The following is a 24558-nucleotide window of genomic DNA, read 5'->3' as shown; positions in this document are numbered from 1 at the left end:
CGAAAGGTGTCGAAGGGCTTCCTTGTCTCCGGCCATTTCATTCTCCAGCTTTCCTGATGATGGCACTGCGACTCTCAGCACTGGCCGGCCTGCTTCTCAGCGGCTGGCTCCTTTTTCAGAAGGCTTCCGGCTCGATCACCTATCTGGTCGGCTGCGGGGCGGGCTCCGGCTGCGCGAACGTACTCGGCTCCCGCTGGTCGCAGTGGTTCCTGGTACCAGTCACCGCGCTCTCGCTGCTGATGTATGCAGCGCTCCTTTTCTTCACCTTCAAGCCTCGGCGCCTTCCCTTGCTCGCCATTGGAACATGTTTGGCAGGTGCCGCCCTCTGGTTCGGCATTATCCAGGCATTCATCCTCCATAGCTTCTGCCCCTGGTGCCTCGGCGCCCACATGATCGGCTTGATCTGCGCGATCCTGATTTTCCGCGGGCACGGTTCCCGCCAGGCCGGACCTCTGAAGCCGGGACTTCTGGCGGGCTTGGGGGCCACTGCCCTGCTCGTCGCTGGTCAGGTTTTCGGCCCCGTGCCGGATACCCATCAGGAAACCCAAGTGGTACTTGAAAAGGAACCCGAGGCGGGAGCCACGCCCGCCAAAGCGGAGAACGGCCCGGTTCATAGCCGGGGCGAAGGACGAAAGGTCACCTTCCTCGGCAACAAGCAGTATAATATCGATACCCTCCCCCACATCGGCGATGCGAAAGCTCCCCATGTCTTGGTGAAGTACTACGACTACGCATGCAATGCCTGCCGGGACCTCCACGAAGACCTGAATGCCCTGATGCAGAAGCATCCCGGCAAGTTCTGTATCATCGTGCTCCCCTGTCCGATCAACAAGGCTTGCAATCCGAACGTTCCCGCCCACATCCCGGACCACGCGAATGCCTGTGAACTCGCGAAGCTCGCGCTCGCCTGCTGGCGCACCGATCCCTCCTCCTTCACGGAGGTCCATCATGCGCTCTTTGCCCGCCCGGTCCTCGATCTTCCGAAGGCCATGGAAGTGGTGAAGCCACTGATGAAGAAACCGCTCACCGCGGACGCGCTCAATGATCCTTGGATTGCCGAGGTCCTCGCAGCGGACTCCGAGGACTACAAGCGTATCAACTTCACCATCAATAACGCCAAGGCAGGCGAGGCTAACTACCTGATGCCAAAGCTTCTGGTCGGCGGCACTCGGATGCTGCACGGCGTGACGAAGACCCGGGAGATCCTTTTCGGCGCCATCGAGCAGGAGTTCAAGCTCACCGGGCCTTGAGGTCCGAACCAAGCTCCCACCTCGGTCCGCCAAGATCGAGGACCGGGAAATTCACGAATTCCTTGGAGGTTATTCGGGCATATCCTCGGCGGCAACAAAGGGGCAGTTGAAAGAGGCATTGTCGGCTCGCCGGTCGTGGAATTCGCCACGGCTTCGAACTGCCGAGTACCGTGCATCACGCCATCGATCCCCTATCGACTGGCGAAGTCTTTCGACCGCCCGAGCTCTCCGTGATCTTTTTTCGGGGCCGAAACGGAGACCTTCCGCGGCACTGCCGATCTCCTTAATATCAAGCATCGTTAACCAAGTTCCACTTAAGAAACGCGGCACAATTTATCAATTGCATTGCAAAAGAAGGTCATTAGCTGGCAAAAAGTCGTATTACAAATCCATTAAAATCACTTTTACCTACTAAAATCCTATTTTCTTGTCGATTTGGCATTTCGAACGCATTGGTTCCGCGATCTCGAAAGCTCGATTCATGAAAAGCGCCAACTCGTCTCTTCGAACCTCTTTGCTCAACGCCGCGCTGCTCACCGCCGTGGCGCATTTCCCCGCCGCCCACGCCGCGACACTTTACTTCGACACCAATGGCGCGACCGCCGGCTCCGGCAACGCCGCCGGCACGTGGGATAGCGGCACCAACTGGACCGCGGACTCCGCCGGCGCGAGTGCCACCGTGGGCTGGACCAATGGTGAATCCGCCGTCTTCTCCGCAGGCACCGATGGCACCGCGGTAAAGGCAGTCACTCTTGCGGGAGCAGTCGCCACCCCTTCCATCCTGCTCGAAGAGGTCGGCTTGGTGAATATCACCGGCGGCACGATCGACATCACCGGCGGCTCTGTCTTCAATTCCTCGGTTCTGGGCGCTACCACCGGCCGCTCGCTGACTTGGACCCCGGTCATCACCGGCACTGGCAACCTCACGCTTGCCGTCAACGGCGACACCTCCGCGACCGGCGGCGGTTCCAACACGATCTTCGCCCTCACCGGCGCGAGTGATTTCACCGGAGACGTGATCATCACCTCCGGTGTTGTGAACGCGAACTCGGTGCTCGGCAATGCCTCCAACAAGGTGATCCTCAATGGAGGCGGCTTGGTCGACCCGAACCTCAATATCGCCTTCCCTCGCAACCTTGAAATCGGCGCGGCAGGCGGCGTGATCCGCAACCACGGAAACGTTAACAACTTCCGGCTTCAGGGAACCCTGAGCGGTAGCGGTGAACTGCGGCGCACGGACGGCGGCACGACCATCCTCACCGGCAGCGGCTCCGGCTTCACCGGCGCACTCAATCTCCAGCGCGGCACCACCCAGATCGGCGATGGCACCCAAACCACAAACCTAGTTCCCAATACCACCGGCATCACGCTCGGTGATGCATCGGGCGCCGCGACGGTGCGCTACAATCTCGACAGCTCCTTCACGCTGACGACACCCGTTTCCTTCCCGAATACCGGCTCCGCCTTCCACTGGCAGGGCAAGGACCTCGACGACACCCTTTCGGTAAACACGGCTTTCGGCGGCGCCACTGCAGCCAATGGCACCATCCGGGTGAACTCCGGCACGCTCTCCTTCGGCAGCGGTGCCGTGGTGAATGCGGCCAACTTGCAGACTGCCAACACACCGAACGCCAATGCAGCAGCAGTGCCCGGCATCTTCGCAATTGGCGACGGAGCCAACGTCACCACGCGGTTCTTTGACATCGGGCAAGGTGCCGGCAACGGGGGCAAGGTCGAGCAGACCGGTGGTCTGGTGACGGTCGCCTCGGGCGGCACCGGCTTCCGTATCGGCCACTGGGACAACGGTGTGAGCCCTGGCTCGATGTATAACCTTTCCGGCGGCACCTTGGATGCCTCCATCACGGCCGTGAACGTCGGCTGGGACGGCCAGGGAGACATGATCGTCGGAGGCGGCGCAGGCACCGCTACCCTGAAAGCCGCCTCCATCGCCGTGGATGCCAACGGCAACTCGGCGACCCGCAACGATAGCTTCACCCTCTCCAGCAATGGTGTGGCCGAAGTAGCCGGAGCGATCACCACGGCGAGCGTCGACGACAAGTTCCTCCTGAATGGCGGCACCTTGCGCGCCGCCGGCAATGGCACTTGGTCCGCACCTTTCACCCTGAATCCCGCGACCACTTCCACCATCGATATCCCCGCGGGTACCGTCACGACTTCCACTGGCCAGATCACCGGCACCGGCAATCTCAACGTCACCGGTGCGGGCAATTTTGTCGTGAACGCCCTCACGAATAACTTCAGCGGCAGCTTCACCCGCACGGGCGGCACGCTGAGCGGCATCGGACGCGTCACCGGTATCCCGACCATCAACGGCGCGGTGTCTCCTGGAGCCACCTCTGGCAGCGTCGGAGTGCTCGACTTTGGTGACCTCGGAACCACAACCACATTCAATGGCCCGATCCTGCTTGATCTGAATGCGAGCGGGGATCCGGTCACCTCCGACCTCGTCTCGGTCTTCGACAACGTGAGCTTCGGCGCCAGCGCGGTGGTCAGCCCCACCTTCAGCACGACTCCGGTAGCAGCCACTCACATCCTCGCCGTCTATGCCGGCACCCGCACGGGAGCGCCGACGCTGGATCCCGGTCTTCAGGTCCGCGGGCTGAGCTTCGCGATCGACAATACCACTCAAGGTGAGGTCCATCTCAACGTCACCGGCACCGCGAACCCCGGCAATCTGGTCTGGGGCGGCGATGGCACCGGCAATGTCTGGAACGTGAACTCGACCGCCAACTTCGCGGGTGGCCAGAAGTTCTTCCAATACGACAACGTCGTCTTCGACGATTCCGGAAACAACGCGGCGAATATCTCCGTGGTCGGCAATGTCACTCCGGGCTCGCTCACGATCGATGGCACCAAGGCCTACACCTTCTCCGGCACCGGATCCATCGTCGGTGGTGCGCCGCTGACCAAGAACAGCACCGGCGATCTGACGATCCTGAACGACAACAAGTTCGGCACCATCAACATCACCGCCGGTAACCTCATCGTAGGCAATGGCGGCAGCACCGGCTCCATCGGTGAAACCGGTGGCATCACCATCCCGGAAGGATCGACGGTAGAGTTCAATCGCTCCGGCAATCTCACCTATAGCCGCGCGGCCACCGCAGGCAGCACCGGTACGATCCTGAAGAAGGGCAGTGGCACGCTGACCTTGGGCGCTGGCGCGACACTGCTCCCCACGAACCTGACCATCGATGGTGGGACCGTGATCGCCCAAGTCGCATCACCCGGCGGTGGTTTCGGCACCAACCGGATGGAGGGTGCGGGGATCGTGACGGTGAACCAAGGCGCTACGCTGATCATTCCACAAGGATCCAACCACGCCTTCGGGGGCAGCAATGCCGCGTTTACCGAATCGTTCTTCATCAACCAGGGGACGATGACGATCAATCAGGAGCAATACTTCAATAACTTGACCCTGAACGGAGCCACGATCAACGGCGGCTCCGATATCCGCTCCAGCAACGCAAGCAACTGGCTGGTGACCGGCCTCCTGCCCACCACCATCGCCGCCACCGTTACCAATCAAAACGCCACCAACTGGACCATCGAGGACGTTACCGCAAGCAGCGCGGCTGACCTGCTGGTCAGCAGCAATGTCACCGGCGGCGGTGCGACCAACAAGGCCGGTATCGGCACGATGCGCTTCACCGGAGCAAACAGCTACACGGGCGCAACGAACATCAACGAAGGCACGCTGCAAGCAGGCTCCGACCGGGCACTGGGCTGGGGCAATGCCATCGGCGCAGCCGACATCAACGGAACCTCGGTGGCGGCAGGCGCAACTTTGGACATCGCCGGCGTGACGATCAACGAGCCGGTGACCCTCAACAACGGCGGCTTGCTCACCAACACCAACCTCACCACCACCGGCACGCTCTCGAACGGTCTCGCCGGGGTCCGTGTAGTGGCCGCCGGATCGGGTTACACCGCAGCTCCGACCCTTGCCTTCAGTGCAGGCACCGGCGCTGCCGCCACCGCGGCGGTCAGCGGAGGAGCCATCACCACGATCACCACCACGGCAGCAGGTACCGGCTTTACCACCGCACCTACCGTCACTGTCACGGGCGCGGGGATCGATGGCAGCGCCACGGCAGTTATCTCCCGTCTGGCCCTGGTGGGCACCGGCAATCAGGTCGGCGGAGCGGGCAACCTCTCGATCCCTGCCGTCATGGTTGGCTCGGGCAGCTATAGCAAGATCGGCGCGGGCTCCTTGACGATCCCGACCGGCGGCAGCAGCTTCACTGGCAATCTCTCGGTGGAAGCAGGCACCGTGACCGTGACCGGCCAAGGCAACGCCACGACTTCCGGCCTCGGTGGCTTGGGAGCGGGCATGGCAAGTCGCTCGATCACCCTGAACGGAGGCACGCTTGCCTTCGGCATCAACAACGTCCTCGGCAATGGCGCGGCCGCTCCCGCAAACCTGCCCGGCATCGTGGTGAATACCGGCGCGACCCTTGCGGCGAACAACTACAACGTGCTCGGTGCCCTCACGCTGAACGGCGGCACCGTGACGGATACGCGCACCACGGCTCCCGGCGGCTACCAAGGCTTCGAGCTGAAAGGCAACGTCACCGTGGGCGGCAGCTCGCCATCCCTCATCACCGCAGCTGGAACCTTCGGTCATCACCTCGTCGGAACCATCGGCTTCGATGTGGCTGACGTGGCCACCGGGGCGGATCTGACAGTCGCGACCCGCCTGCTCAACTCCTCCGCGGACAACGCAAGTGCCGCGGCCCACCTGACCAAGACCGGCACCGGCACCATGCTGATGAATGCCGCGAACGGCTACACCGGCAACACCACCGTGACTGCGGGTGTGCTGGGCGGCACCGGCTCGGTGGCAGGCCCGCTCATCGTGGAAGCAGCTGGCACGATCGCTCCGGGAACATCCGCCGGCACCTTCGCCGCCGGAGCCACCACGATCCTCGGCACCTACGCCTGCGAGATCGATGGAGGAAACACCGACACGCTGGCTGTGACCGGAGATCTCGACGTGAGCGGCGGCACCCTGGCTGTCTCGCAGCTCGCCGCTGCCACGTTGCCGAACTACGTGATCGCCACCTACAGCGGCTCGCTGACAGGTGCCTTCGCCACCGTCACCGGCCTGCCTTCCGGCTACTCGTTGAGCTATGCTACCCCGGGCCAGATCATTATCACCAGCGGCGGCGTTTCCGATCCTTATAGCGATTGGGCCAGCGCCAATGGCATCCCCGGTGCCGGCGGCAGCGTGGACTCCGATGGAGATGGCATCGCCAATGCCCTTGAGTTCGTCCTCGGCACCGATCCCTCCGGCCCGGGCTCCGACTCGAATGCAAACCTGCCGAAGGTCACCACGGATGCGACCTACCTGAACTTCGAATTCCGCCGCACGGATGCCTCGATGAGCCTCGCCGCTTCCCAGCAACCGTATGTGGAATACGGCTCCAGCCTCAGCGGTTGGACGAAGGCAGTGGCCGGAGCTCCCGTCGCCACCCCGGTGGTGATCAACACCGTCAACGACGGGGCCGGTGCAGGGATCGACGTCGTCACCGTCCGCATCCCGCGGGCCTTGGCAACGGGCAGCAAGGTCTTCGCCCGCCTCCGCGCGGACATTCCCTGAAGAGTTTACGGGATACCTATTGGGTTGAAGTCAAAGGGCCGTCCGGGAAACCGGGCGGCCCTTTTGCGTTTTGAAAGACCTGGCAGATTCCACCCTCGAAGGTCTCCGGGAAGATCTTCCATCCTCAAAGCAAAGGGCCGTCCGGTTTCCCGGACGGCCCCTTGTTAAAGCGACAATAGCCGCCAGGCCTTACATCGGCATGGGGAAAGCGCGGTTGAATGCGAACACCTTGTCACGGATCGCGTGAAGCTTCGGCTCGTCACCAATCGCGCCCAGCGCTTCGGCGATGAAGTCTGCCACTTGCTCCACGTCCTTTTCCTTCATGCCGCGGGTGGTCACGGCCGGCGTGCCGATGCGGATACCGCTCGGCTTCATCGGTGTACCGGTGTCGAAGGGGATTGAGTTCTTGTTCACCGTGATGCCTGCTTCATCGAGAGCGTGCGAGGCATCGGCACCGTTGAGACCCTTCGGACGAAGGTCGACCATCATCACGTGGTTGTCGGTGCCGCCGGAGACGATGCGGTAACCATGGCTGGTGAGGCGTGCGGCGAGCGCCTGCGCGTTCTTCACGATCTGTGCCTGGTAATCCTTGAAGTCCGGCTTCAGAGCCTCGCCGAAACAGACGGCCTTCGCCGCGATCACGTGCATCAGCGGGCCGCCCTGGATGCCCGGGAACACTTGAGCGTCGATCTTCTTCGCGAACTCTTCCTTACACAAGATGATGCCGCCGCGCGGACCGCGCAGGGACTTGTGAGTGGTGGAGGTCACGAAATCCGCGTGCGGCACGGGGTTCGGATGGACTCCGGCAGCGACCAAACCTGCGATGTGCGCCATGTCCACGAAAAGGTAGGCACCCACCTCACGGGCGATCTGTGCCATCCGCGCGAAGTCGATGACGCGGGAGTAAGCACTGGCACCGCAGGTGATGAGGGCGGGCTTCGTCTCGCGGGCCAGTTCGGCGAGGTGATCGTAGTCGATCTGCTCGTCTTCCTTGCTCACGCCGTAGTGAACGACTTCGTAGAACTTGCCGGAGAAGTTTGCCTTGTGGCCGTGGGTCAGGTGACCGCCATGGGAAAGATCCATCGTCAGGATCTTGTCACCCGGCTTCAGCACGGAGAAATAAACGGCGGTGTTCGCTTGGGAACCGGAATGCGGCTGCACGTTCGCGTGCTCGGCACCGAAAAGCTTCTTGGCCCGGTCGATGGCGAGTTGCTCGACCACGTCGACGTTCTCGCAGCCGCCATACCAGCGCTTGCCGGGATAGCCCTCGGCATACTTGTTGGTCAGTACGGACCCTTGGGCCTCCATCACGGCGGGAGAGGCAAAGTTCTCCGAAGCGATCAGCTCGATATTGTTCCGCTGGCGCTTCTCTTCCGCGACGATGGCGGCGTAGAGATCAGGATCGGTCTCAGCGATGCGGGAGCCGGAAGACTTGCAGACGCGGACTTCGTGGCGGCCACCTTCGAAGGCCGTGCCGAGGAAAGCATCCACCATCGCGGTGGCGGTCGCGGCATCCACGGTCTTGGCACCCAGGCAGAGGACGTTCGCGTCGTTGTGCTGGCGGGTGGTGACCGCTTCCTCGACCGTACGGACATTGGCCGCGCGGACGTGGCGGTGGCGGTTCGCGGCGATGCTCACGCCCACACCGGAGGTACAGCAGAGGACGCCGAAATCCTGGGTCCCGTCGGAAACCGAGCGGCCCACCAGATTCGCAAAGTCCGCATAGTCCACCGATTCATGGCCTTGCGTTCCGAAATCCGTCACCTCATGGCCCGCGGCCTTCAGGTGGGCGACGAGGGCATCCTTCAGGTCAACTCCGCCGTGATCGGCGCCGAGGGCAATACGCAGGGACTTCTGGCTCATGGTGATCGCTTGGGGCGGCAGGACATGAACCGGGGGTAGCTGAAATGCAACCCCCGAGAGGTCCCCGGCCGGAAATCCCCGTCAATCCCCCTGCCAAGTCTGATCGATGAAGGCAATCAGGGTCGGGATCGCCAGATCCAGCGTCTTCGCGGTTTCTTCGTAGGCCTTCCGGCCCATGCCGATGGGGTCCGGGACATCCGCCGCGACTCCCCTGCCGGGGATTTCCACGAATTCACAGGTCAGGTAGAATTTGTCCGAATAATCCGGAAAAAGGTTTTCCAGCGCCTCCAGATGGCCGGAGGTCATCGCGAAAATATGGGTCGCCTGCTCCACCAGTTCTTCGGAAAGCGGCTGGCTGCGGAAGCCATCGACGGCAATTCCCCGGCTGGAGAGGAGTTTCACGGTCTCCGGGTTCGCCTTGTCCCCTGGATAAGCAGCCACTCCGGCCGATTGCACGATGAAGTCACCGCGCTTCTCCACGGCCTTGCGGAAAAGACTTTCGGCCATCGGACTGCGGCAGGTGTTTCCCGTGCAGATAAAAAGGACCGATTTCTTGGCGGACATCGCGCGCACCATGCCGTTAGGTCCCCGTCCGGTCAAGGCGGGTCGATCGTAACGACCACCCTGCCGAAGCGCCGGCCATCACCGGCCCCCGCGGGATCAGGCACCGTGACCCGCTCCCATTGGTCATCGATGCTCTCCACAACCGGCGCGGAAGCGGCATCGGCGAAGTCTCCCAGGCTGGCGCCGAACTGGGGAACGTAATGAAGGCCCGGCACTCCCTTCCGGCGCAGGTATTGGAGCGAAAGACGGGTCCCATCCGGCACGCCCGGTGTGGCGATCAGGCGGGGAAGCCCGGATCCGGGAATTGTTCCGGGATCATAAACCGTCGCATCAGAAGCCCCGGGATTCATGTTGAAGGCAAATTCAAGCAGCTTCACCACGCCATCCGCATCTTCATCCGCGAGTTGTGAGGCCGCGGATCCATCGACCTGGTGGGAGGCCGCCCATTCATCATAGGCACTCCGGTAAATCACGGAGAGCGGATCGGAAGCGTGGTTTCCTTCCATGGTGGCGTCCACCACCACGTTTTCCGGCAAGAGCAAGATGACATGGGAAGCGGTCCCCTGCACCTGCACGGCATACGAAGCGCCGCTGCCGCTCAGGGAGAGAACCTGCCCGCCCGTGACCGAAATGTCCGAAGCCTCCAAGCCGCTTACCTCTTCCGAGAAGGTGAGCGTGGCGGTAAAGGGCCCCTGCACCGCAAGCGCGGGGGCGCTCCAGGTGGCGAAAGGCCTCACAGGCACCAATTCCAAGCGGTCCACCCGCGTGCCGTCATCCCGGGCATAGAGCTCCATGGTATGGGCACCCGCGCCGAGAGTGAAGAGGGTCGGATTCGTGAACGGCTGACGGGAACTGTTGGCCACATCCCAATGGAACTGCAAGGAGCCCACCTGGCCCGCTGTCTGGTTCGTGTGCCAATCCGAAGGTGGCAACTGGCCATCGAAACCGATGAAGAGCGAGTCGCTACTGCTATCATCGGAGCGCACCAAACCCCGCACCAGATACTGGCCCGAGCGAGGGACCACGACGGAGTAGGTCACGCGCAAGGCGGAGTTCAGGTTCAATATCCCTCCCCGGCTATCCTGCGGAGACCAGATGTAAGCACCCCCACTTGCCGAAGCATCCGCCACGACGACAAAGCTGCCGGCCCCCACATCGGTGATCGCACCTTCCTCCGCTTCAAAGGAGAGGACGTAGGGGGTGAAGGGGATCGAGAAAGACGCTCCCGAAACGGACAGGTTCGAGGCAAGATCCGAAACCGCTCCCGGATGCAACTCCACGCCCACCGTCCCCGTCCCGGTGGGAACGATGGTCAGCACGTAGCCGATCCCATCCGGGACGACCGATTGCAGCGTGGCATTGAGCAGGGTGAAGTCGGATGCCGTAAGTCCGGATACCACTTCATCGAAAGTCAGCCCCACTTGGAAGCTCGCGCCCGCCGAGGAAGGAACACCGGTGAATCGCGGCAGAGGTGGCAAGGTATCGATAAAGCCGAGCGAGAGGGCCGAAGAAGCACGGCTCCCCAGGCCCGGGGCGTTGGCTGCGTCCGCCGGGACCGAGACCGTCACGTTCGGCCCGGTGGGAGTGATCGTGGCCACGTAGTAGTATCCCTTTCCACGGAAGTCCGAAATCGTTCCGCCGCTGACATTCAGATCCGCCGGGGTGAAGTCGCTCACGTCCATGTCGAAGACCACCGTGACCTCGAAGTTTCCTCCCACTGTACCGGAAGGCCCGCCGATCTGGCAGCGTGCCTTGCGCTGGCCCACCAATCCATCAAAGCGCTTCGTTACGGTGCCATTCGGCCAAGTGCCGGAAGTCATCGGGGTCCAGTTCACCCCATCCGTGCTGTAATCGGCTTCGTAGCTGGCGATCCGGCCATTTTGATTTCCTTGGCGCGGGATGTAGACGAAGCCGCCGACGCTCCGCTGCGAGCCGAGATCGAGAGTGATGTGGTGTGGCAGCGGGTCAATGCCGCCGCCTCCATAGGTCGTGTGCCAGAAGGTATCCGGATCGCCGTCGATGGCACGCACCGCGGGCGCGAATTCATCGATCAATTCCTCGCTATCCACATCCGCCACGGAGAGTTCCGAAATCGGAATCGCCGCCCCATTTCCATCCAGAATCGAGAGCTCTCCGATGCTCGTCCACGGGCCATTGCCAACAGAAGATGTCGCCGTGAGCCTCACATAACGGGCCTGCGGGGAGGGCGAGGTTTGGAATTCCTCCGCGGTCAGGCTTTCCAGATACTGCTGCAGCAAAGAGACCGCTTTTTGATCGACGAGGTTCTTTGCGAGCGGGGGCATGGCCGCGCCGTTGCCCACATTCGCCATGCGCACATGCAGGGCGGAAAGGTCCGGATCGCCAGGCTTCAGGTAGCGCCCGTCAGGACCAAGGTTGAAGTGCCCCTGGATGAGGCCGTTGATCAGCCCTTGGACATGCAGCGGCGTGCCAAGGCGGGCATCGAAGAAGTCAACGGTGCCGCCGGGGCGGTGGCAATGCGAGCAGTTCGAGTCCAGATAAGAACGCACCCGGTGCTCAAGCGGTGCTGTCTCGTCGTCCAGCGAGCGAGCCTCGATGTAGTCCTTAAGCTGCGTTGCCGTCAGGCTGCCATCGAACATTCCGAGTGCATTGAACGTCACCAGTTGGTTGGAGGTGCGGCCGGTCGCCTCGTAGTGAAAGGACTTGTTCAGCGAATGGGTCCGCAAGCCGAGTGCCTGGCCTGCAGCCGCATTGTGGCAAAGGAGGCAATCGGCCCTCGAAGGGAAGTCCCAGCGGCGGGACTCGGTACTGCCGTCCTGAAGCGTGACCTCGATATCCGCGGCATCTCCCGAAGTCAGCAATTCGGCATCCGTTCCGGCGGTATTCCATTTGTAGGTCACGCCATATTTGCCGCCCTCTTCGGTGCAAATGATGAAGCGTGTTTCCAGTCGGCGGGTCAGCGAGGGATTGCGCTCGTCGACCGGCAGCTCGAAATGCTTCACCAGCACCGTACCCGCGGGAAAAACCCAGTTTCCTTCCTCGCTGAAGACGATGTCCTCCGCCGCGCTATCATGCGTCCCGTTGTTCGGCAGGATGATCCAGCGCTTCTTCGCGGCGGCATCCGACCAAAGAGGATTCGCGACATCATACGGGATCATTCCCGGGGCCGTGGCGAGCGTGGCCATGTCGGTGAAGATGCCGGTTTGCGAGAGCAAGGGCGGTGGTTCTTGGGAAATCCCGGCACTCATCAGCTTGCGGATCGTTCCACCCGGCTGGTTGGTGCCGTTCACGCACATCAGGTAAACTTCACCTGCGGAGTCGGTGAAGAAGTTCGCCAGGCCCGCCTTGTTGCCGGTCGGGAAGCCATCGAAGATTTCCTCGATAACCGGGGCACCGCCACCGGCATCCAAGGTCGCGGTCCAGATGCGGCCGCGGACATGATCTCCATAGAGCAGCTTGCCGCCCAGCAGGCTGTCCCATTTCGTGCCGCGGTAGCGCATGCCACCGATGATGCAGGTGCCGGTATTGCGGTTGTAGTCGATGACCGGTGAGGTGCTGGTCCCGATAACCGGGGAGGGAGTGACGCCCGGGCCTCCCACGCTTCCTTCCATGAAGCCCCATTGCGCGTTGCTCCCCTTCGGCGCGAGCGTCATTTCCTCGCGGGCACCTTCGCCGACGTCGCCGATCCAGATATCGCCGGTCACGGCATCATAGTGCATCGTGTGCGGGCTGCGGAGCCCGAGCGAGTGGTATTCCTCAAGGATCGATCCACCCGCATCGAGCCACGGGTTGTCATTCGGAATGCCGTAGCCTTGGGTAAAGCTGTCAGGCCATCCTGCCGGCTTGTTGGTGGGACTCTGCGGTTGACGGCGGATCGCGTGGGACTTCGCCGGGTCATTGTTCACGTCGATGCGAAAGACACCGCTGAAGAGCCCCCAATCAAGGCGCTGGGTGCGGCTCAGAGCGCCATCAGGCCCGGTGAGTCCGCCACCTTCACCGCTATCGCCCCCATCCCCGCAGTCGATGTAAAGGAAGCCATCGTTGCCGAAGAACATCGCCCCGCCATTGTGCCAGCGGCAGCGGTCATACTGGTTCATCAGCACGAACTCGCTGCCAGGGTCCAGCGTGCCGCTGCCGGTCTGCCAAGTGAAACGGGAGACACGCCAGAAGGAGTGGTTGGCATCCGCGCCGGCAAGTGACGGGCGGTGATTGTAGCAAACGAAAACGTAGTTCGCGTTCGGCGATCCCGCTTGGCCGAACTCGGGATGGAAAACCAGGCTGTAGAAGCCTTGGTCTTCGGACGACTGGGTATTCGCCACCCACTCGAGCACCTTCACCACCTGCCCCTGCGTGACGGCGGGATTATTTTCAAAGCGCCAGATCTGCCCGTTCTTGCCGACTAGCAACAATTCATTCGAGCCCGGGATCTCCGTCAGGCAAAGCGGATCGACGAAGGTGAGATTCGGAAACGCATTCACCGTCTCCCAACCGGTCGCCTGACCCGGGGCCGAAGCCGGAAAGACATTTCCGAAAAAGGGAGCGACCGCTTGAGGAGCATCCAAGCCACCGGTCTGTGCACCAGCATGCCACGGGAAAGCCGAGGCAAGGCAGGCAGCGAAGAAGGGGAAGAACTTGAGCCCCCGGCCTAAGGGTTTCACCGGGATCATTAAGAGAACGCCATACCAACGAATTGCACCGTTTCAACGCAATTCCTGAGGATGAGTGCCACCCAAACGGGTGGGAGTTCTGCCACTCTCCGCCCCAAAGCTTGATGTTCCAAGCTTCGCGGACGCCTCGTCACCGAAACCTGGGGCATCGCGTTACAAAATCGTCACCTTACCCTGACCATTTTCCGGCCACTCCTCTGGGGGAAACAAGGACTCAGTCGAACGAAGCATGCAAATGTGCGGAACTCTGCTATGGGTGATGGTTCAGGTGGTGGAGTGCCTTTCTCTCCAGCCGCCGGGCACACTCGACCAACGCCGCCATGATCACGCTGAAAGTGAATCGCAAGGAGCACGCCGTGGAAGCCGATCCCGCCATGCCGTTGCTTTGGGTTCTAAGGGACATCCTCCATCTCACCGGCACGAAGTTCGGCTGTGGGATGGCACAATGCGGAGCATGCACCGTTCACCTCGATGGCGAGGCGGTGCGCTCCTGCGTCACCCCGATCTCAAGAGCCGAGGGCAAGGAAATCACCACCATCGAAGGACTGTCCCCCGACAGCACTCATCCGCTCCAACTCGCATGGATCGAGGAAGACGTGCCACAATGCGGCTACTGCCAATCCGGACAGATCATGTCCGCCGCGGTCCTCCTGAAGGAAAAAGCGGACCCCACGGATGAAGACATCGATCTCGCGATGAGCGGCAACATCTGCCGCTGCGGCACCTACCAGCGAATCCGCTGCGCCATCCATCGCGCGGCCAAGATGAACGGAGGTGCCAAGTGAGTTCTTCCCTCTCGCTCAATCGCCGAAACTTCCTGAAGTCAGGAGGCCTCGTCAGCGGCGGGCTGGTGATCGGCTTCCTCGTCCCAACAGGGAAGCGGGTGCAGGCGCAGGAGGCTCCGGCAAGCAAGCTCCCATCGCCCAACGCGTTTCTTCGCATCGCGGCAGATGGCACCGTGCTGGTTCTGCTGGCCCACTCCGAGATGGGCCAAGGCATCTGGACTTCCCTGCCGATGCTCATCGCCGAAGAACTCGATGCAGATTGGTCCAAAGTGAAGGCGGAGCATGCGCCCGCGGCACCGCAGTACGCCCACACCGCCTTCGGCTTCCAAATCACGGGAGGCTCCACCAGCACCCACTCCGAATTCGACCGCTATCGACAGGTCGGTGCGATGGCTCGCGCGCTCTTGGTGGCGGCCGCGGCGAAGAAATTCGGGGTGAAGGCCGAGGACTGCAAAACCGAGAACGGCGAGGTCATCTGCGGTGACAAGAAGGCGGGCTATGGCGATCTGGCTGAAGCCGCAGCCAAACTCCCGACCCCGGAGGAGGTCACCCTCAAGGACCCGAAAGACTGGAAGATCATCGGCAAGGACCGGAAACGCCTCGATAGCCCGGAGAAGGTGAATGGCACCGCGCAATTCGGCATGGACATCCATTTCGATGGCATGCTGACGGCGGTGGTGGCGCGCTCTCCCGGGTTTGGCGGAAAGGTGAAGTCGGTCGATGACAAGGCGGCTCTCGCTGTGCCCGGCGTAAGACAAGTGGTGCAGGTACCGAGCGGGGTCGCCGTATTGGCAGACCACTACTGGGCGGCTAAACAAGGTCGCGATGCGTTGAAGATCGAGTGGGAAGATGGACCGACCGCCGGTTTGGACAGCGAAAAACTCTTCCGCGAATTCAGCGACTTGGCCGGAACGAAAGGAGCTCCCGCAGCGAAAGCCGGGAGTGTGGAAAAAGCATTCGAGGATCCGTCCAATGTCATCGAGGCGGAGTACCATCTCCCTTATCTGGCCCATGCCCCGATGGAACCCCTCAACTGCACGGTGAAGCTCGGAGATGACGGATGCGAGATCTGGACCGGAACCCAAATGCAAACGGTGGACCAGCAGGTAGCCGCAAAGATCACCGGCCTGAAGCCGGAGCAGATCTCGATCCACACCACCTTTCTCGGAGGCGGCTTCGGACGCCGGGCAACGCCCACCTCCGACTTCATCTCCGAAGCCGTTCAGGTTGCAAAGGCCAGCGGCAAGCTCGTGAAAGTCGTGTGGTCGCGGGAAGACGACATCCGTGGCGGCTACTACCGCTCCGCATTCCTTCACCGGGCACGGATCGCGATTGGCGAAAAGGGACATCCCGTGGCGTGGAAGCATGTCTTGGTGGGTCAATCCATCATGGCAGGGACCATGATGGAAGCGATGATGGTGAAGGACGGAATTGATGCGACCTCCGTCGAGGGCGTTTCGGACTCTCCCTATATGAAGGAAATTCCGGATCATCTCGTGGAACTGCATTCGCCCAAGACCGGCATCCCGGTATTGTGGTGGCGTTCGGTCGGCCACAGCCACACCGCCTTCGTGATGGAAAGCCTGATCGACGAGTTGGCACACCGGAGCAAAAGGGACCCCGTGGAGTTCCGACGGGAACTGCTCAAAGATCATCCACGTCACCTCGCGGCGCTGAATCTTGCCGCGGAAAAAGCCGGCTGGGACAAGCCGCCAAAGGAAGGCATCGGCCGCGGTGTCGCCGTTCACGAAAGCTTTGGCAGCTTCGTTGCCGAGATCGCGGAGGTGTCCGTCTCGAAGGACGGGGAGCTGAAGGTGCACCGCGTGGTCTGCGCCATCGATTGCGGCTTGGCTGTGAATCCGGAAGGCGTGAAGGCACAGATGGAATCCGGCATCATCTTCGGCCTCACTGCCGTGAAATATAGCCAGATCACCTTTGAGGACGGCAAGGTGAAGCAACGGAATTTCCACGACTATCCGATCCTGCGGATGCATGAGTCTCCGCTGATCGAAAGCTATGTCGTCCCGAGCACCGCGAAGATGGGCGGTGCGGGAGAATGCGGAGTTCCGCCTCTCGCACCCGCGATCGGAAACGCGATCTTCGCCGCCACTGGAAAGCGGGTCCGCCAGCTTCCCCTCCGCCCCGATGAACTGAAACGCGCCTGAGAGCCATGATCACCACACGAAGCATCAAATACCTCGCCGCAGCAGGCACCATCCTCTGCGCCGGCTACGCATTCCATCTGCAAGGGCAGGAAGAGAAGCAGGAGAAAAACGCGGAGCTATCCCGCGCCGCCTTCAAGGAAGCCTACAAGGTGCTCATGCACCCACGCTGCATGAATTGTCATCCGATGGGCGATGCTCCCCTACAGGGGGACGATAGCCATCCCCACATCCAGAACGTGAAGGCGGGCCCGGAGGGCAAAGGAATCTACTCGATGAAGTGCACCAATTGCCACCAGGACAAGAACCTGCCCGGCGAGAACATGCCGCCGGGCAATCCCACTTGGCACCTCCCTCCGCCAGAGATGCCCATGGTCTTCGAAGGCAAGTCACCGGGACAACTCGCCGCACAACTGAAGGACCCCACGAAAAACGGCGGGAAAACCCTCGAGCAAATCTTCCATCACGTGGCCGAAGACAAGCTCGTCCTCTGGGGCTGGAACCCGGGCGACGGCCGCAGCCTGCCACCCCTCACCCACGAGGAATTCACCAAGCAGATGCGCATCTGGATCGATAACGGAGCAGAGCTTCCGCAGGAGTAGCGACTCCATGCGGATCACGCATGGCGATGCATCGGCAAACTAGGAGATCGCAGGCAGAGCCAGGAGGAATCGCGCGAGGCGGGTGAACATGTCAGCGAGTTATCTGGAGCGACCGAACCCGCCAAGTTGAAAGACCGGAGAAAACCCCATGAATTCCGCTCCGCAACCTTCCCGCCCTCCTCACCGCTGCATCCGCGTCCAATCCGCCAGCACCCTGAGGAAAGCAGGAAGATACCGCTGGGCCTTGGATTCACCAATCCCCGGGACCGACAAACCTTCCTCCGCTGTCACGGGGCGATAACGGCTCAGCGCTTCCAAGGTCTTGTTGCTGAAAATCACATAGGGCGGCACATCTTCCCGCTTCGCAAGATTCGCGCGGAGATCCCGCAGCATCGAGTAAAGGCTCGCATCAAAGCCGTGATCCTTCAGGGAGGACGATGCTCCGCCGCCCAAGGCCGTAGCCGATGGCCAAGCCATCCGATACTTCATGGCACCGCGCATGACCTTCTCGCCTTGATCGGTGAGCGTGAGCAACGGGAACTCTCCCGCCTCGATACGAAGCAAGCCGACATCCCCCATCGCCCGGAGCAGGGCATTGAGATAGCCGGTTCCTTGGGACTTCAGGATGCCATAGGTGCTCAGCTGATCCAGTCCGCCCGCTAGAATCTCCTGCGAGCGGCTGCCGCAAAGCATCTGCACGATCTTCCCGCGCCCGAACTTCCCTTCCCAACCCGCCGTCGTCTTGCGCGACATCCGCGCCACGCCGCTGAGCGCCTTGCGCACCACGAGATCTTCCTCCGCGGTAGGCGCCCGCATCTCGCCGCCGCCATTATCGCGGCACACATCGCAGTTCCCACAGGTCGCGGCATCCTCCTCGCCGAAATACCCGAGGATCCATTGCTGGCGGCAGCTGCGCGCATAGCAGAGCTCCACCATCGACTTCAGCTTGTCGCGGTCACGCCGGTCCTTCTCGTCCAGCGCCGCCTCATCGAGTTCCAGCGCCCGGGCAAAGACATCCGGCCGCTTCAGGCGCGTACCGCGCATCCGCTTCCCCGGAATGTCGAAGCGCTCGACATAGCCGCTCCGCGCGAGCGAGGCCAGCGCGCTGCTGACCGCCATCGGGTTCTTCACGTCCGCACCTTCGGCGATCTCCTCGATGCTACGATGAATCTCGTACTCCTTGTCCGCCTGATTCAGCAGATACTGGTAAACCTGCCGGATCGTGGAAGCCCCGGGATTCGCCCCTTCGATGAAAAACTCCTGCGTCCGCGTATCCGCGTAGTTGAAGAGCAGCTCGCAATGCGCCGCCTCCCCGTCCCGCCCCGCGCGGCCCGCTTCCTGATAGTAGGCCTCGATGCTGCCAGGCACCTCGAAGTGGATCACGAAGCGCACGTCGGAGCGGTCGATACCCATGCCAAAGGCATTCGTGGCCACCGCCACATCCGCCTTTCGTTGCAGGAAAATATTCTGCGCCTTCTCGCGCTCGGCATCGCTCATCCCGCCGTGATAGGCGATCGAGCGGATGCGCCAGGAAGCCAGCACCTCAGCCACCTCTTCCACCTTCTTGCGCGTGGCGCAATAGACGATGCCCGTCTTGTGCGCGGAGACGATATCGCGGATGCGGTCGTACTTCTGCTGCTTCTTTTCCACCGCCGTGATCGCCAGCGAAAGATTCGGCCGCGAGAAACCGCTCACCACCTCGAAAGGATCCCGCAGCTTCAGCACGTCGAGGATGTCCTGGCGCACGATCGGCGTCGCGGTGGCAGTCAGGGCCACGCATTGCGGACGGCCGATCTTATCCAGCGCCTTGCCCAGCCGCATGTAGTCCGGCCGGAAATCATGTCCCCACTGGCTCAGGCAGTGCGCCTCATCGACTGCGAAAAGCGAAACCTCCACACCTCGCAAGGCATTCAGGAAAGACTCAGCACGGAAACGTTCGGGAGCGACATACACCAGCTTCCACTTCCCGCTCCGCATCCCGTCCAGCCGCTCCTTCTGCTCCTCCCACGGCACCGTTGAATTGATAAGCGTCGCCGGGATTCCCTTCGCCACCAAGGCATCCACTTGATCCTTCATCAGGGCGATCAGGGGCGAAACCACGAGAGTCACCCCCTCGAAGCACAGGGCAGGAAGCTGATAGCAGAGCGATTTCCCTCCCCCCGTCGGCATCACCACCAAGCCATCGCGCCCACTGGCGATCTGGCTGATCACCCGGTCTTGCCCGTCCAAAAAGCCCCCGTGCCCGAAGTGCCGGCGAAGCGCTTCGAGTGGAGTCTGGACGAGATTCTTCTGCGGTGCCTGAGGCATGAAAACTTGTTCAGATGAACTAATCCCCGCCAAAGGGTCAAGCCGTGGTTATCGTCCTCATTCCAAGGGTTTGAACCAATTCGCCGCGCCATTGCGGTTTGCATCCCGGTGCATCGGGCTCCTGTGCGAGTTGCGCCGGGGCACGGCTCCCCACCGCAAATCCAGAGTCCGCTCAGAAGGCCATTTAAATCACCCTAATTCGCTGATTTTAAGAAAAATACAAAGCATTCAAAAGCGAGGGAGACAGGATCAGGCACTACCTCTGCAACAGGAGCCACTGCTATGAGAATCATCCTCTACATCCTCGGCTCCCTCATCCTCTTGGGAGCGCTCTGTTATGCTGCCACCCTGATCGGCATTCCTCCCGTCTGGGTGGGCGTGATCGGGGCTGTGATCTTGGCCCTCGGAATCATGGGTGCCGCCCGCACCGGGTCGCCGGGCTCTGGAACCAGTAGTTCCGAAGGGACCAGTACCGTCATTAACAAAGTCGAATAATCCCCAACCTCAATCCAACACTACCATGAAAACCACACGTATCCTTCTGATGATCGCTGGCATCATCGGCCTCTCGAACTGCACCTACGTCGAGCCTTCCGACGGCACGCGTTCCAGCTCTTCAACCACCACCACGACAACCGACCACCTGACCGGCGCCGAGAGCACCACGGAGGAGACCACCACCACCTACCGCTAATCTCATCGGCAGCAAAGGGCCGGGGAGTGGCGACCATCATCGCCTCCACTCCGGCCCTGGTTCTGTACCGCGGCATGCCCACCCAACTTTCCAGTGGGCAAGCCACTCGCGACCCGTCACGTTGAAGTCATGAAGGTCGAAGGAATCGGCGGCTGTTATGAGAAAACCTCTGGCATGTTCTACTTCGCGAGAATGTGCTCCAAGATCCGTCTCCACGCTTCAGGCAGCCTGCCGGAAGAGTATTTCGACATGCTGGGCCAGGGCTTCGATGGCCGCACCTGCCGCTACCTCGGAATCGCCTATGAAGAGGTGAAGAATCAGGTCCTCTCCGGAGCGGCCAATGAGGAAGCCCTTGAATGGTGCTTCAGCAAGGGCCGCCGCCTCACCGCTGAAGAGATCCTCATCTACAACAGCTTCATGAGCAAACGCGGCTGGCGCGACGACGAGACCGACGAATACATCCCCGCCGCAATCAAGGAATACGGTATCGCCAATGATGGCCGGGCCATCACCGACTTCGATCTGATCGAAATCGACGAGGGTCGCTGGTATCCGGACATGTGGCGGGACGCGTGGAAATGACCATGGCTTTCCGAAGGATATCCTCCCTCGTTGCTCTGGCACCGGCGCTTCTGGCGCTCGCTTCCTGCCAGACGATCCATTTCTATCAGCAGGCTGCGGCAGGCCAGTGGGAAATCATCCGCAAGAGCAAGCCGAGCCAACCCATCATCGCGGATCCGAAGACGGATCCCGCCTTGCGAAAGCAACTCGTGGCGGTCGAAAAGATCCGCGCCTTCGCGACGGACTACCTGACACTTCCCGGGAATGAAAGCTACGGCAAGTATGCGGATCTTGGCCGCCCCTATGTCGTGTGGGTTCTCTACGCCGCGCCGGAGTTTTCCCTGGAGCCGAAGAAATGGTGGTATCCCACCTTGGGCGAACTCGATTACCGCGGCTACTTCCGGAAGGAAGACTCCGACAAGCTCGCCGCCAAGCTGCGCTCCGAAGGCTACGATGTTCAGGTCGGCGGCACCGATGCATACTCCACGCTCGGGTGGCTTCACGATCCGGTGCTGAATACCTTCGTCCACTCGGCGGATGTTGACCTGGCCGAGCTCATCTTCCACGAACTGACGCACCGCCGTCTCTTCCGTGATGGAGATACCACCTTCAACGAGTCACTCGCCAATGCGATGGCCGAAGAAGGCGTCCGCCGCTGGCTTCGACACGAAGGCCGCACCAAGGATCTCAAGAAATACGAAGGCCGCCTGGTGCGCCGCGCCCAGTTCTACAATAAGATTGATCAAACCCGCGCGGACTTGGAGAAGCTCTACGCCTCAGGACTTCCTCCGGAGGAGATGAGAAAGAAGAAGGCAGCGATCTTCCACAAGCTCCGCGAAGGTTTCCGCGAGCTCCGTCGCCGCTGGGGCGGGCGCGGCCTTGAGTCATGGCTAACGGAGGACATCAACAATGCCCATCTCGTCGCGCTCGTGACTTACCAGCACCACGTCCCCACCTTCCACAAGCTTCTCGCGGATTGCGGCGGCGACTTGGACCTCTTCTACAAGAAAGCGAAGGACCTGAAGCTTGAAGAGGAGGAGTGATCCCCTTCCCTTCAGCTCAGTACATCATGTCCAGCAGCCAGGTGACCTTGTAGGTCCGCGTCTTTGCGGGAACGAAGAGATACTCTTTTTCTCCCGCGACTTCGATGACGACGATCGGCTTAGGCCCGGCATCGTTGATCTTCACAAGCAGGGTCTTGTTCCGCTTCAGCCGGTCCACATAGCCCGCCAGTTTGCCGCCCTGATAGACGGTGATGGTGCGGGGTGAAGGAGTATCATTCTTGATCGCGATGGTGCCGGCATGGGCGGCAACAGCTTGCAGGACGAAGGCAGCGGCGAGGATGGCGAGCTTTCTCATACCGGTGGTGAAACGCCGGAGAAGGGACCTGCATTCGATCGAATTTCAAGGGGCATTTTTCCGTTCCTTGTCCCGGACCGTTTGAATCACCGCGAGTTCCAGTGATCACAGATGGAGCCGCTCCCACTCCTCCAGCGTTCGGATCGGCGGCAGGCAGACCTGACCTTCACACACGATCACCTCTCCATCCCCGGCGGACCTCGTCCAAACCGCACGCGGCACCCAAGTCCGGCGCAGCGCCTCCGCGAGTTCCGGCGCAGGAGTTCCCTTCACCTCGATCTTCACGACACCCCGGTCTCGAAGGTCCAGTGCTCCCAGCAGAACCGGTACGGCGAAGGCCTGCGCCTCCGCGGTCCTCGCTCCCGCCCTGAGGATCGCCTCCGCCCGCTTGGCATAGGCCGGTTCATCGAGGAGCATCGAAAGCTTCAGTAGATTCTCCGCCGCCACGTGATTGGCGGCCGGCTCTGCTCCATCGTAATCCTCCCGAATGACAAGAAGAGCTTCGCCACCCAGTTCAGCACGAATCACATAGCCGGCACGGCTCTCTTCCCAGTGCTCTGCGTCAAAGGCCGCCTGAATCTCCCGCGCCCACTCCAGCCATGCCGGATCCCCATCGGCGGCATACATCTCGATAAGGCCGGAAATGAGGAAAGCATGGTCCGCGGCGAATCCGGGCGCATCGCCTCGCTTGCCTCGATAGCTCCGCCAGAGATGCTCGCCGTCCCACAGCTCGCGCCGGATGAACTCCAGGGCCTGCTTCGCCGCATGCCCCAGGTCGGCGCGTTCCAAGAGCCGCGCACCTCTCGCAAGCGCCGCGATCATGAGGCCGTTCCAAGCCGTGATGATCTTGTCATCGCGATGTGGCAGCGGCCGGAGCTTGCGCTGCGTCAGAAGAATCGCCTTTGCCCCGGCGAGGATGCCGCGGATCTCCTCTTCGCTGAGGTCAAATTGCTCGGCGAGCGTCGCGATGCCTGCCGCTTGGAACAGGGTGTTCCGTCCTTCGAGTTCGCCATGTGGATCGCTTTCAGGACGGGCATTCCCGCCCTCTTCGATACCATAGGCGGCACAGAAAACCGCAGCGGTTTTCGCATCGAGCAGCCGGTAGATCTCCGCCGCCTCCCAAGTCCAGTAGGCACCCTCTTTCTTTTCCGTGTCTCCTTCTTCGGCCAGGCTATCGGCATCCTCCGCGGCATGGAAGGCACCGCAGGGATCCAGCAGTTCATCGATCACATAGCGGAAAATATCTTCCGCCACTTCCCGGTCCCGTCCGTCCCCCCCTGCCTGCCATGCTTCCAGATAGAGCAGCGCGAGCTGTCCTTGGTCATAGAGCATCTTCTCGTAGTGCGGGACATGCCAGTAGCGATCCACGGAGTAGCGGTGAAAGCCTCCGCCCAGCTGGTCGTACATGCCGCCCGCCGCCATCGCCCGAAGCGTTCTTGAAGTCATCTGCAGTGCAGACTCCGCTTCGTCCCCGTCGAAGCGGTCGGCCAGCTGGAGCAGCAGCCGCGGCACCACCGGACGCGGAAACTTTGGCGCGCCGCCCCACCCGCCAAGCGATGGATCAAACATCGACTCGCAGCGGTCGAGAAAGTCACCGAACACCTTGTCCCCCGGCAAGCGATTGAGCACCGAGTCCGGCACTGCCTCCCGGCGCAGGTGGGCCATCACCTTTTCCGCGCTATCCTGCATGCGTTCGCGGTCATCTTTCCACAGGCGGCCGATCTCATCGCAGAGCTTCGGGAAACCGGCGCGCCCGTAGCGGTCTTCCGGTGGGAAATACGTCCCGCCGACCACCGGCTTCCCCTCCGGCGTCAGCCACACACTCATCGGCCATCCTCCCTGGCCGGTCGTCGCTTGGACAAAGGCCATGTAAGTCGCGTCGATATCCGGCCGCTCCTCGCGATCCACCTTCACGCAGATGAAGTTGCGGTTCATCACCCCGGCGATCGCTTCATTCTCGAAGCTCTCGCGCTCCATCACGTGGCACCAGTGACAGGTGGAATAGCCCACCGACAGGAAGACCAGCTTGTCATCGGCCTTGGCCCGGGAAAAGGCGTCCTCGCTCCATGGCAGCCAATCGACCGGATTGTGCGCGTGCTGGAGAAGGTACGGAGAGGTTTCTTGCGCGAGTGCGTTGGCCAT

Annotated in this window: 15 protein-coding genes; 9 read left to right on the top strand and 6 right to left on the bottom strand. The window is 61.7% G+C overall.

Annotation, left to right across the window (positions count from 1 at the left end):
• Nucleotides 1-56 precede the first annotated feature (56 nt).
• The gene (locus HHL09_RS17285) at nt 57-1250 is read left to right on the top strand and encodes a vitamin K epoxide reductase family protein (RefSeq protein WP_169455863.1); all 1194 of its coding nucleotides are present in this window, start codon (nt 57-59) and stop codon (nt 1248-1250) included.
• A gap of 481 nt (nt 1251-1731) precedes the next feature.
• Nucleotides 1732-6873 carry a beta strand repeat-containing protein gene (locus HHL09_RS17280; protein WP_169455862.1) on the top strand — a complete coding sequence of 1714 codons (5142 nt, stop codon included), beginning with the start codon at nt 1732-1734 and terminating at the stop codon, nt 6871-6873.
• A 189-nt stretch (nt 6874-7062) separates the two neighbouring features.
• Here HHL09_RS17280 and rpiB read toward each other — a convergent pair whose 3' ends face one another.
• From rpiB to HHL09_RS17265, 3 genes are all read right to left on the bottom strand, one after another.
• Complete coding sequence (gene rpiB / locus HHL09_RS17275; RefSeq protein ID WP_169455861.1) at nt 7063-8736, bottom strand: ribose 5-phosphate isomerase B; 1674 nt, start codon at nt 8734-8736, stop codon at nt 7063-7065.
• Between the two features lie 81 nt (nt 8737-8817).
• A complete protein-coding gene (locus HHL09_RS17270; RefSeq protein ID WP_277349123.1) occupies nt 8818-9300 on the bottom strand; it encodes a low molecular weight protein arginine phosphatase in 483 nt (160 codons plus the stop codon).
• Nucleotides 9301-9332: 32 nt separating this feature from the next.
• Nucleotides 9333-13937, bottom strand: coding sequence for an Ig-like domain-containing protein (locus HHL09_RS17265; protein ID WP_169455859.1), 4605 nt, complete (start codon nt 13935-13937; stop codon nt 9333-9335).
• A gap of 329 nt (nt 13938-14266) precedes the next feature.
• Between HHL09_RS17265 and HHL09_RS17260 the strand changes: the two genes are divergently transcribed.
• Genes HHL09_RS17260 through HHL09_RS17250 form a run of 3 tightly spaced genes read left to right on the top strand, consistent with a single transcriptional unit; the run spans nt 14267 to nt 17495 of the window.
• Nucleotides 14267-14731 carry a (2Fe-2S)-binding protein gene (locus HHL09_RS17260; protein WP_169455858.1) on the top strand — a complete coding sequence of 155 codons (465 nt, stop codon included), beginning with the start codon at nt 14267-14269 and terminating at the stop codon, nt 14729-14731.
• Nucleotides 14728-16896: a xanthine dehydrogenase family protein molybdopterin-binding subunit gene (locus tag HHL09_RS17255; RefSeq protein ID WP_169455857.1), complete on the top strand. Its 2169-nt coding sequence runs from the start codon at nt 14728-14730 to the stop codon at nt 16894-16896. The genes HHL09_RS17260 and HHL09_RS17255 overlap by 4 nt, the downstream gene beginning before the upstream one ends.
• Before the next feature lie 5 nt (nt 16897-16901).
• On the top strand, nt 16902-17495 hold the full coding sequence (locus HHL09_RS17250; protein ID WP_205760871.1) for a hypothetical protein: 594 nt from the start codon (nt 16902-16904) through the stop codon (nt 17493-17495).
• Between the two features lie 180 nt (nt 17496-17675).
• On the opposite strand, the gene HHL09_RS17245 is transcribed toward HHL09_RS17250, so the two are convergent.
• Entirely contained in the window at nt 17676-19802 is a 2127-nt protein-coding gene (locus HHL09_RS17245) for a RecQ family ATP-dependent DNA helicase (RefSeq protein WP_169455856.1), read from the bottom strand.
• A gap of 282 nt (nt 19803-20084) precedes the next feature.
• Here HHL09_RS17245 and HHL09_RS17240 point away from each other — a divergent pair, with 282 nt between their 5' ends.
• The 4 genes from HHL09_RS17240 (at nt 20085) to HHL09_RS17225 (ending at nt 22100) form a co-directional block, all read left to right on the top strand.
• Nucleotides 20085-20297 (top strand): hypothetical protein, encoded by a 213-nt coding sequence (locus HHL09_RS17240; protein WP_169452448.1) that lies wholly within the window; start codon nt 20085-20087, stop codon nt 20295-20297.
• A gap of 25 nt (nt 20298-20322) precedes the next feature.
• Entirely contained in the window at nt 20323-20496 is a 174-nt protein-coding gene (locus HHL09_RS17235) for a hypothetical protein (RefSeq protein WP_169455855.1), read from the top strand.
• A gap of 129 nt (nt 20497-20625) precedes the next feature.
• A complete protein-coding gene (locus tag HHL09_RS17230) occupies nt 20626-21078 on the top strand; it encodes a DUF5069 domain-containing protein (RefSeq protein WP_169455854.1) in 453 nt (150 codons plus the stop codon).
• Nucleotides 21079-21080: 2 nt separating this feature from the next.
• Nucleotides 21081-22100, top strand: coding sequence for an aminopeptidase (locus tag HHL09_RS17225; protein WP_169455853.1), 1020 nt, complete (start codon nt 21081-21083; stop codon nt 22098-22100).
• Nucleotides 22101-22116: 16 nt separating this feature from the next.
• Here HHL09_RS17225 and HHL09_RS17220 read toward each other — a convergent pair whose 3' ends face one another.
• Nucleotides 22117-22416 (bottom strand): hypothetical protein, encoded by a 300-nt coding sequence (locus HHL09_RS17220; RefSeq protein ID WP_169455852.1) that lies wholly within the window; start codon nt 22414-22416, stop codon nt 22117-22119.
• A 105-nt stretch (nt 22417-22521) separates the two neighbouring features.
• Nucleotides 22522-24558, bottom strand: coding sequence for a thioredoxin domain-containing protein (locus HHL09_RS17215; RefSeq protein ID WP_169455851.1), 2037 nt, complete (start codon nt 24556-24558; stop codon nt 22522-22524).

It is taken from the genome of Luteolibacter luteus (genome assembly GCF_012913485.1).
In the GTDB taxonomy this organism is placed as follows: Bacteria; Verrucomicrobiota; Verrucomicrobiia; order Verrucomicrobiales; family Akkermansiaceae; genus Haloferula; species Haloferula lutea.
Note: the sequence above shows the minus strand (reverse complement) of the source record. Positions and strands in the feature narration are given on the sequence as shown.

Excerpts from the sequence above, each read along its gene's own strand:
- HHL09_RS17250 (WP_205760871.1), top strand. The coding sequence starts at position 16,902 with ATGATCACCACACGAAGCATCAAATACCTCGCCGCAGCAGGCACCATC.
- rpiB (WP_169455861.1), bottom strand. The coding sequence starts at position 8,736 with ATGAGCCAGAAGTCCCTGCGTATTGCCCTCGGCGCCGATCACGGCGGA.
- HHL09_RS17215 (WP_169455851.1), bottom strand. The coding sequence starts at position 24,558 with ATGGCCAACGCACTCGCGCAAGAAACCTCTCCGTACCTTCTCCAGCAC.
- HHL09_RS17270 (WP_277349123.1), bottom strand. The coding sequence starts at position 9,300 with ATGTCCGCCAAGAAATCGGTCCTTTTTATCTGCACGGGAAACACCTGC.
- HHL09_RS17280 (WP_169455862.1), top strand. The coding sequence starts at position 1,732 with ATGAAAAGCGCCAACTCGTCTCTTCGAACCTCTTTGCTCAACGCCGCG.
- HHL09_RS17285 (WP_169455863.1), top strand. The coding sequence starts at position 57 with ATGATGGCACTGCGACTCTCAGCACTGGCCGGCCTGCTTCTCAGCGGC.
- HHL09_RS17235 (WP_169455855.1), top strand. The coding sequence starts at position 20,323 with ATGAAAACCACACGTATCCTTCTGATGATCGCTGGCATCATCGGCCTC.
- HHL09_RS17245 (WP_169455856.1), bottom strand. The coding sequence starts at position 19,802 with ATGCCTCAGGCACCGCAGAAGAATCTCGTCCAGACTCCACTCGAAGCG.
- HHL09_RS17240 (WP_169452448.1), top strand. The coding sequence starts at position 20,085 with ATGAGAATCATCCTCTACATCCTCGGCTCCCTCATCCTCTTGGGAGCG.
- HHL09_RS17225 (WP_169455853.1), top strand. The coding sequence starts at position 21,081 with ATGGCTTTCCGAAGGATATCCTCCCTCGTTGCTCTGGCACCGGCGCTT.
- HHL09_RS17260 (WP_169455858.1), top strand. The coding sequence starts at position 14,267 with ATGATCACGCTGAAAGTGAATCGCAAGGAGCACGCCGTGGAAGCCGAT.
- HHL09_RS17230 (WP_169455854.1), top strand. The coding sequence starts at position 20,626 with ATGAAGGTCGAAGGAATCGGCGGCTGTTATGAGAAAACCTCTGGCATG.
- HHL09_RS17220 (WP_169455852.1), bottom strand. The coding sequence starts at position 22,416 with ATGAGAAAGCTCGCCATCCTCGCCGCTGCCTTCGTCCTGCAAGCTGTT.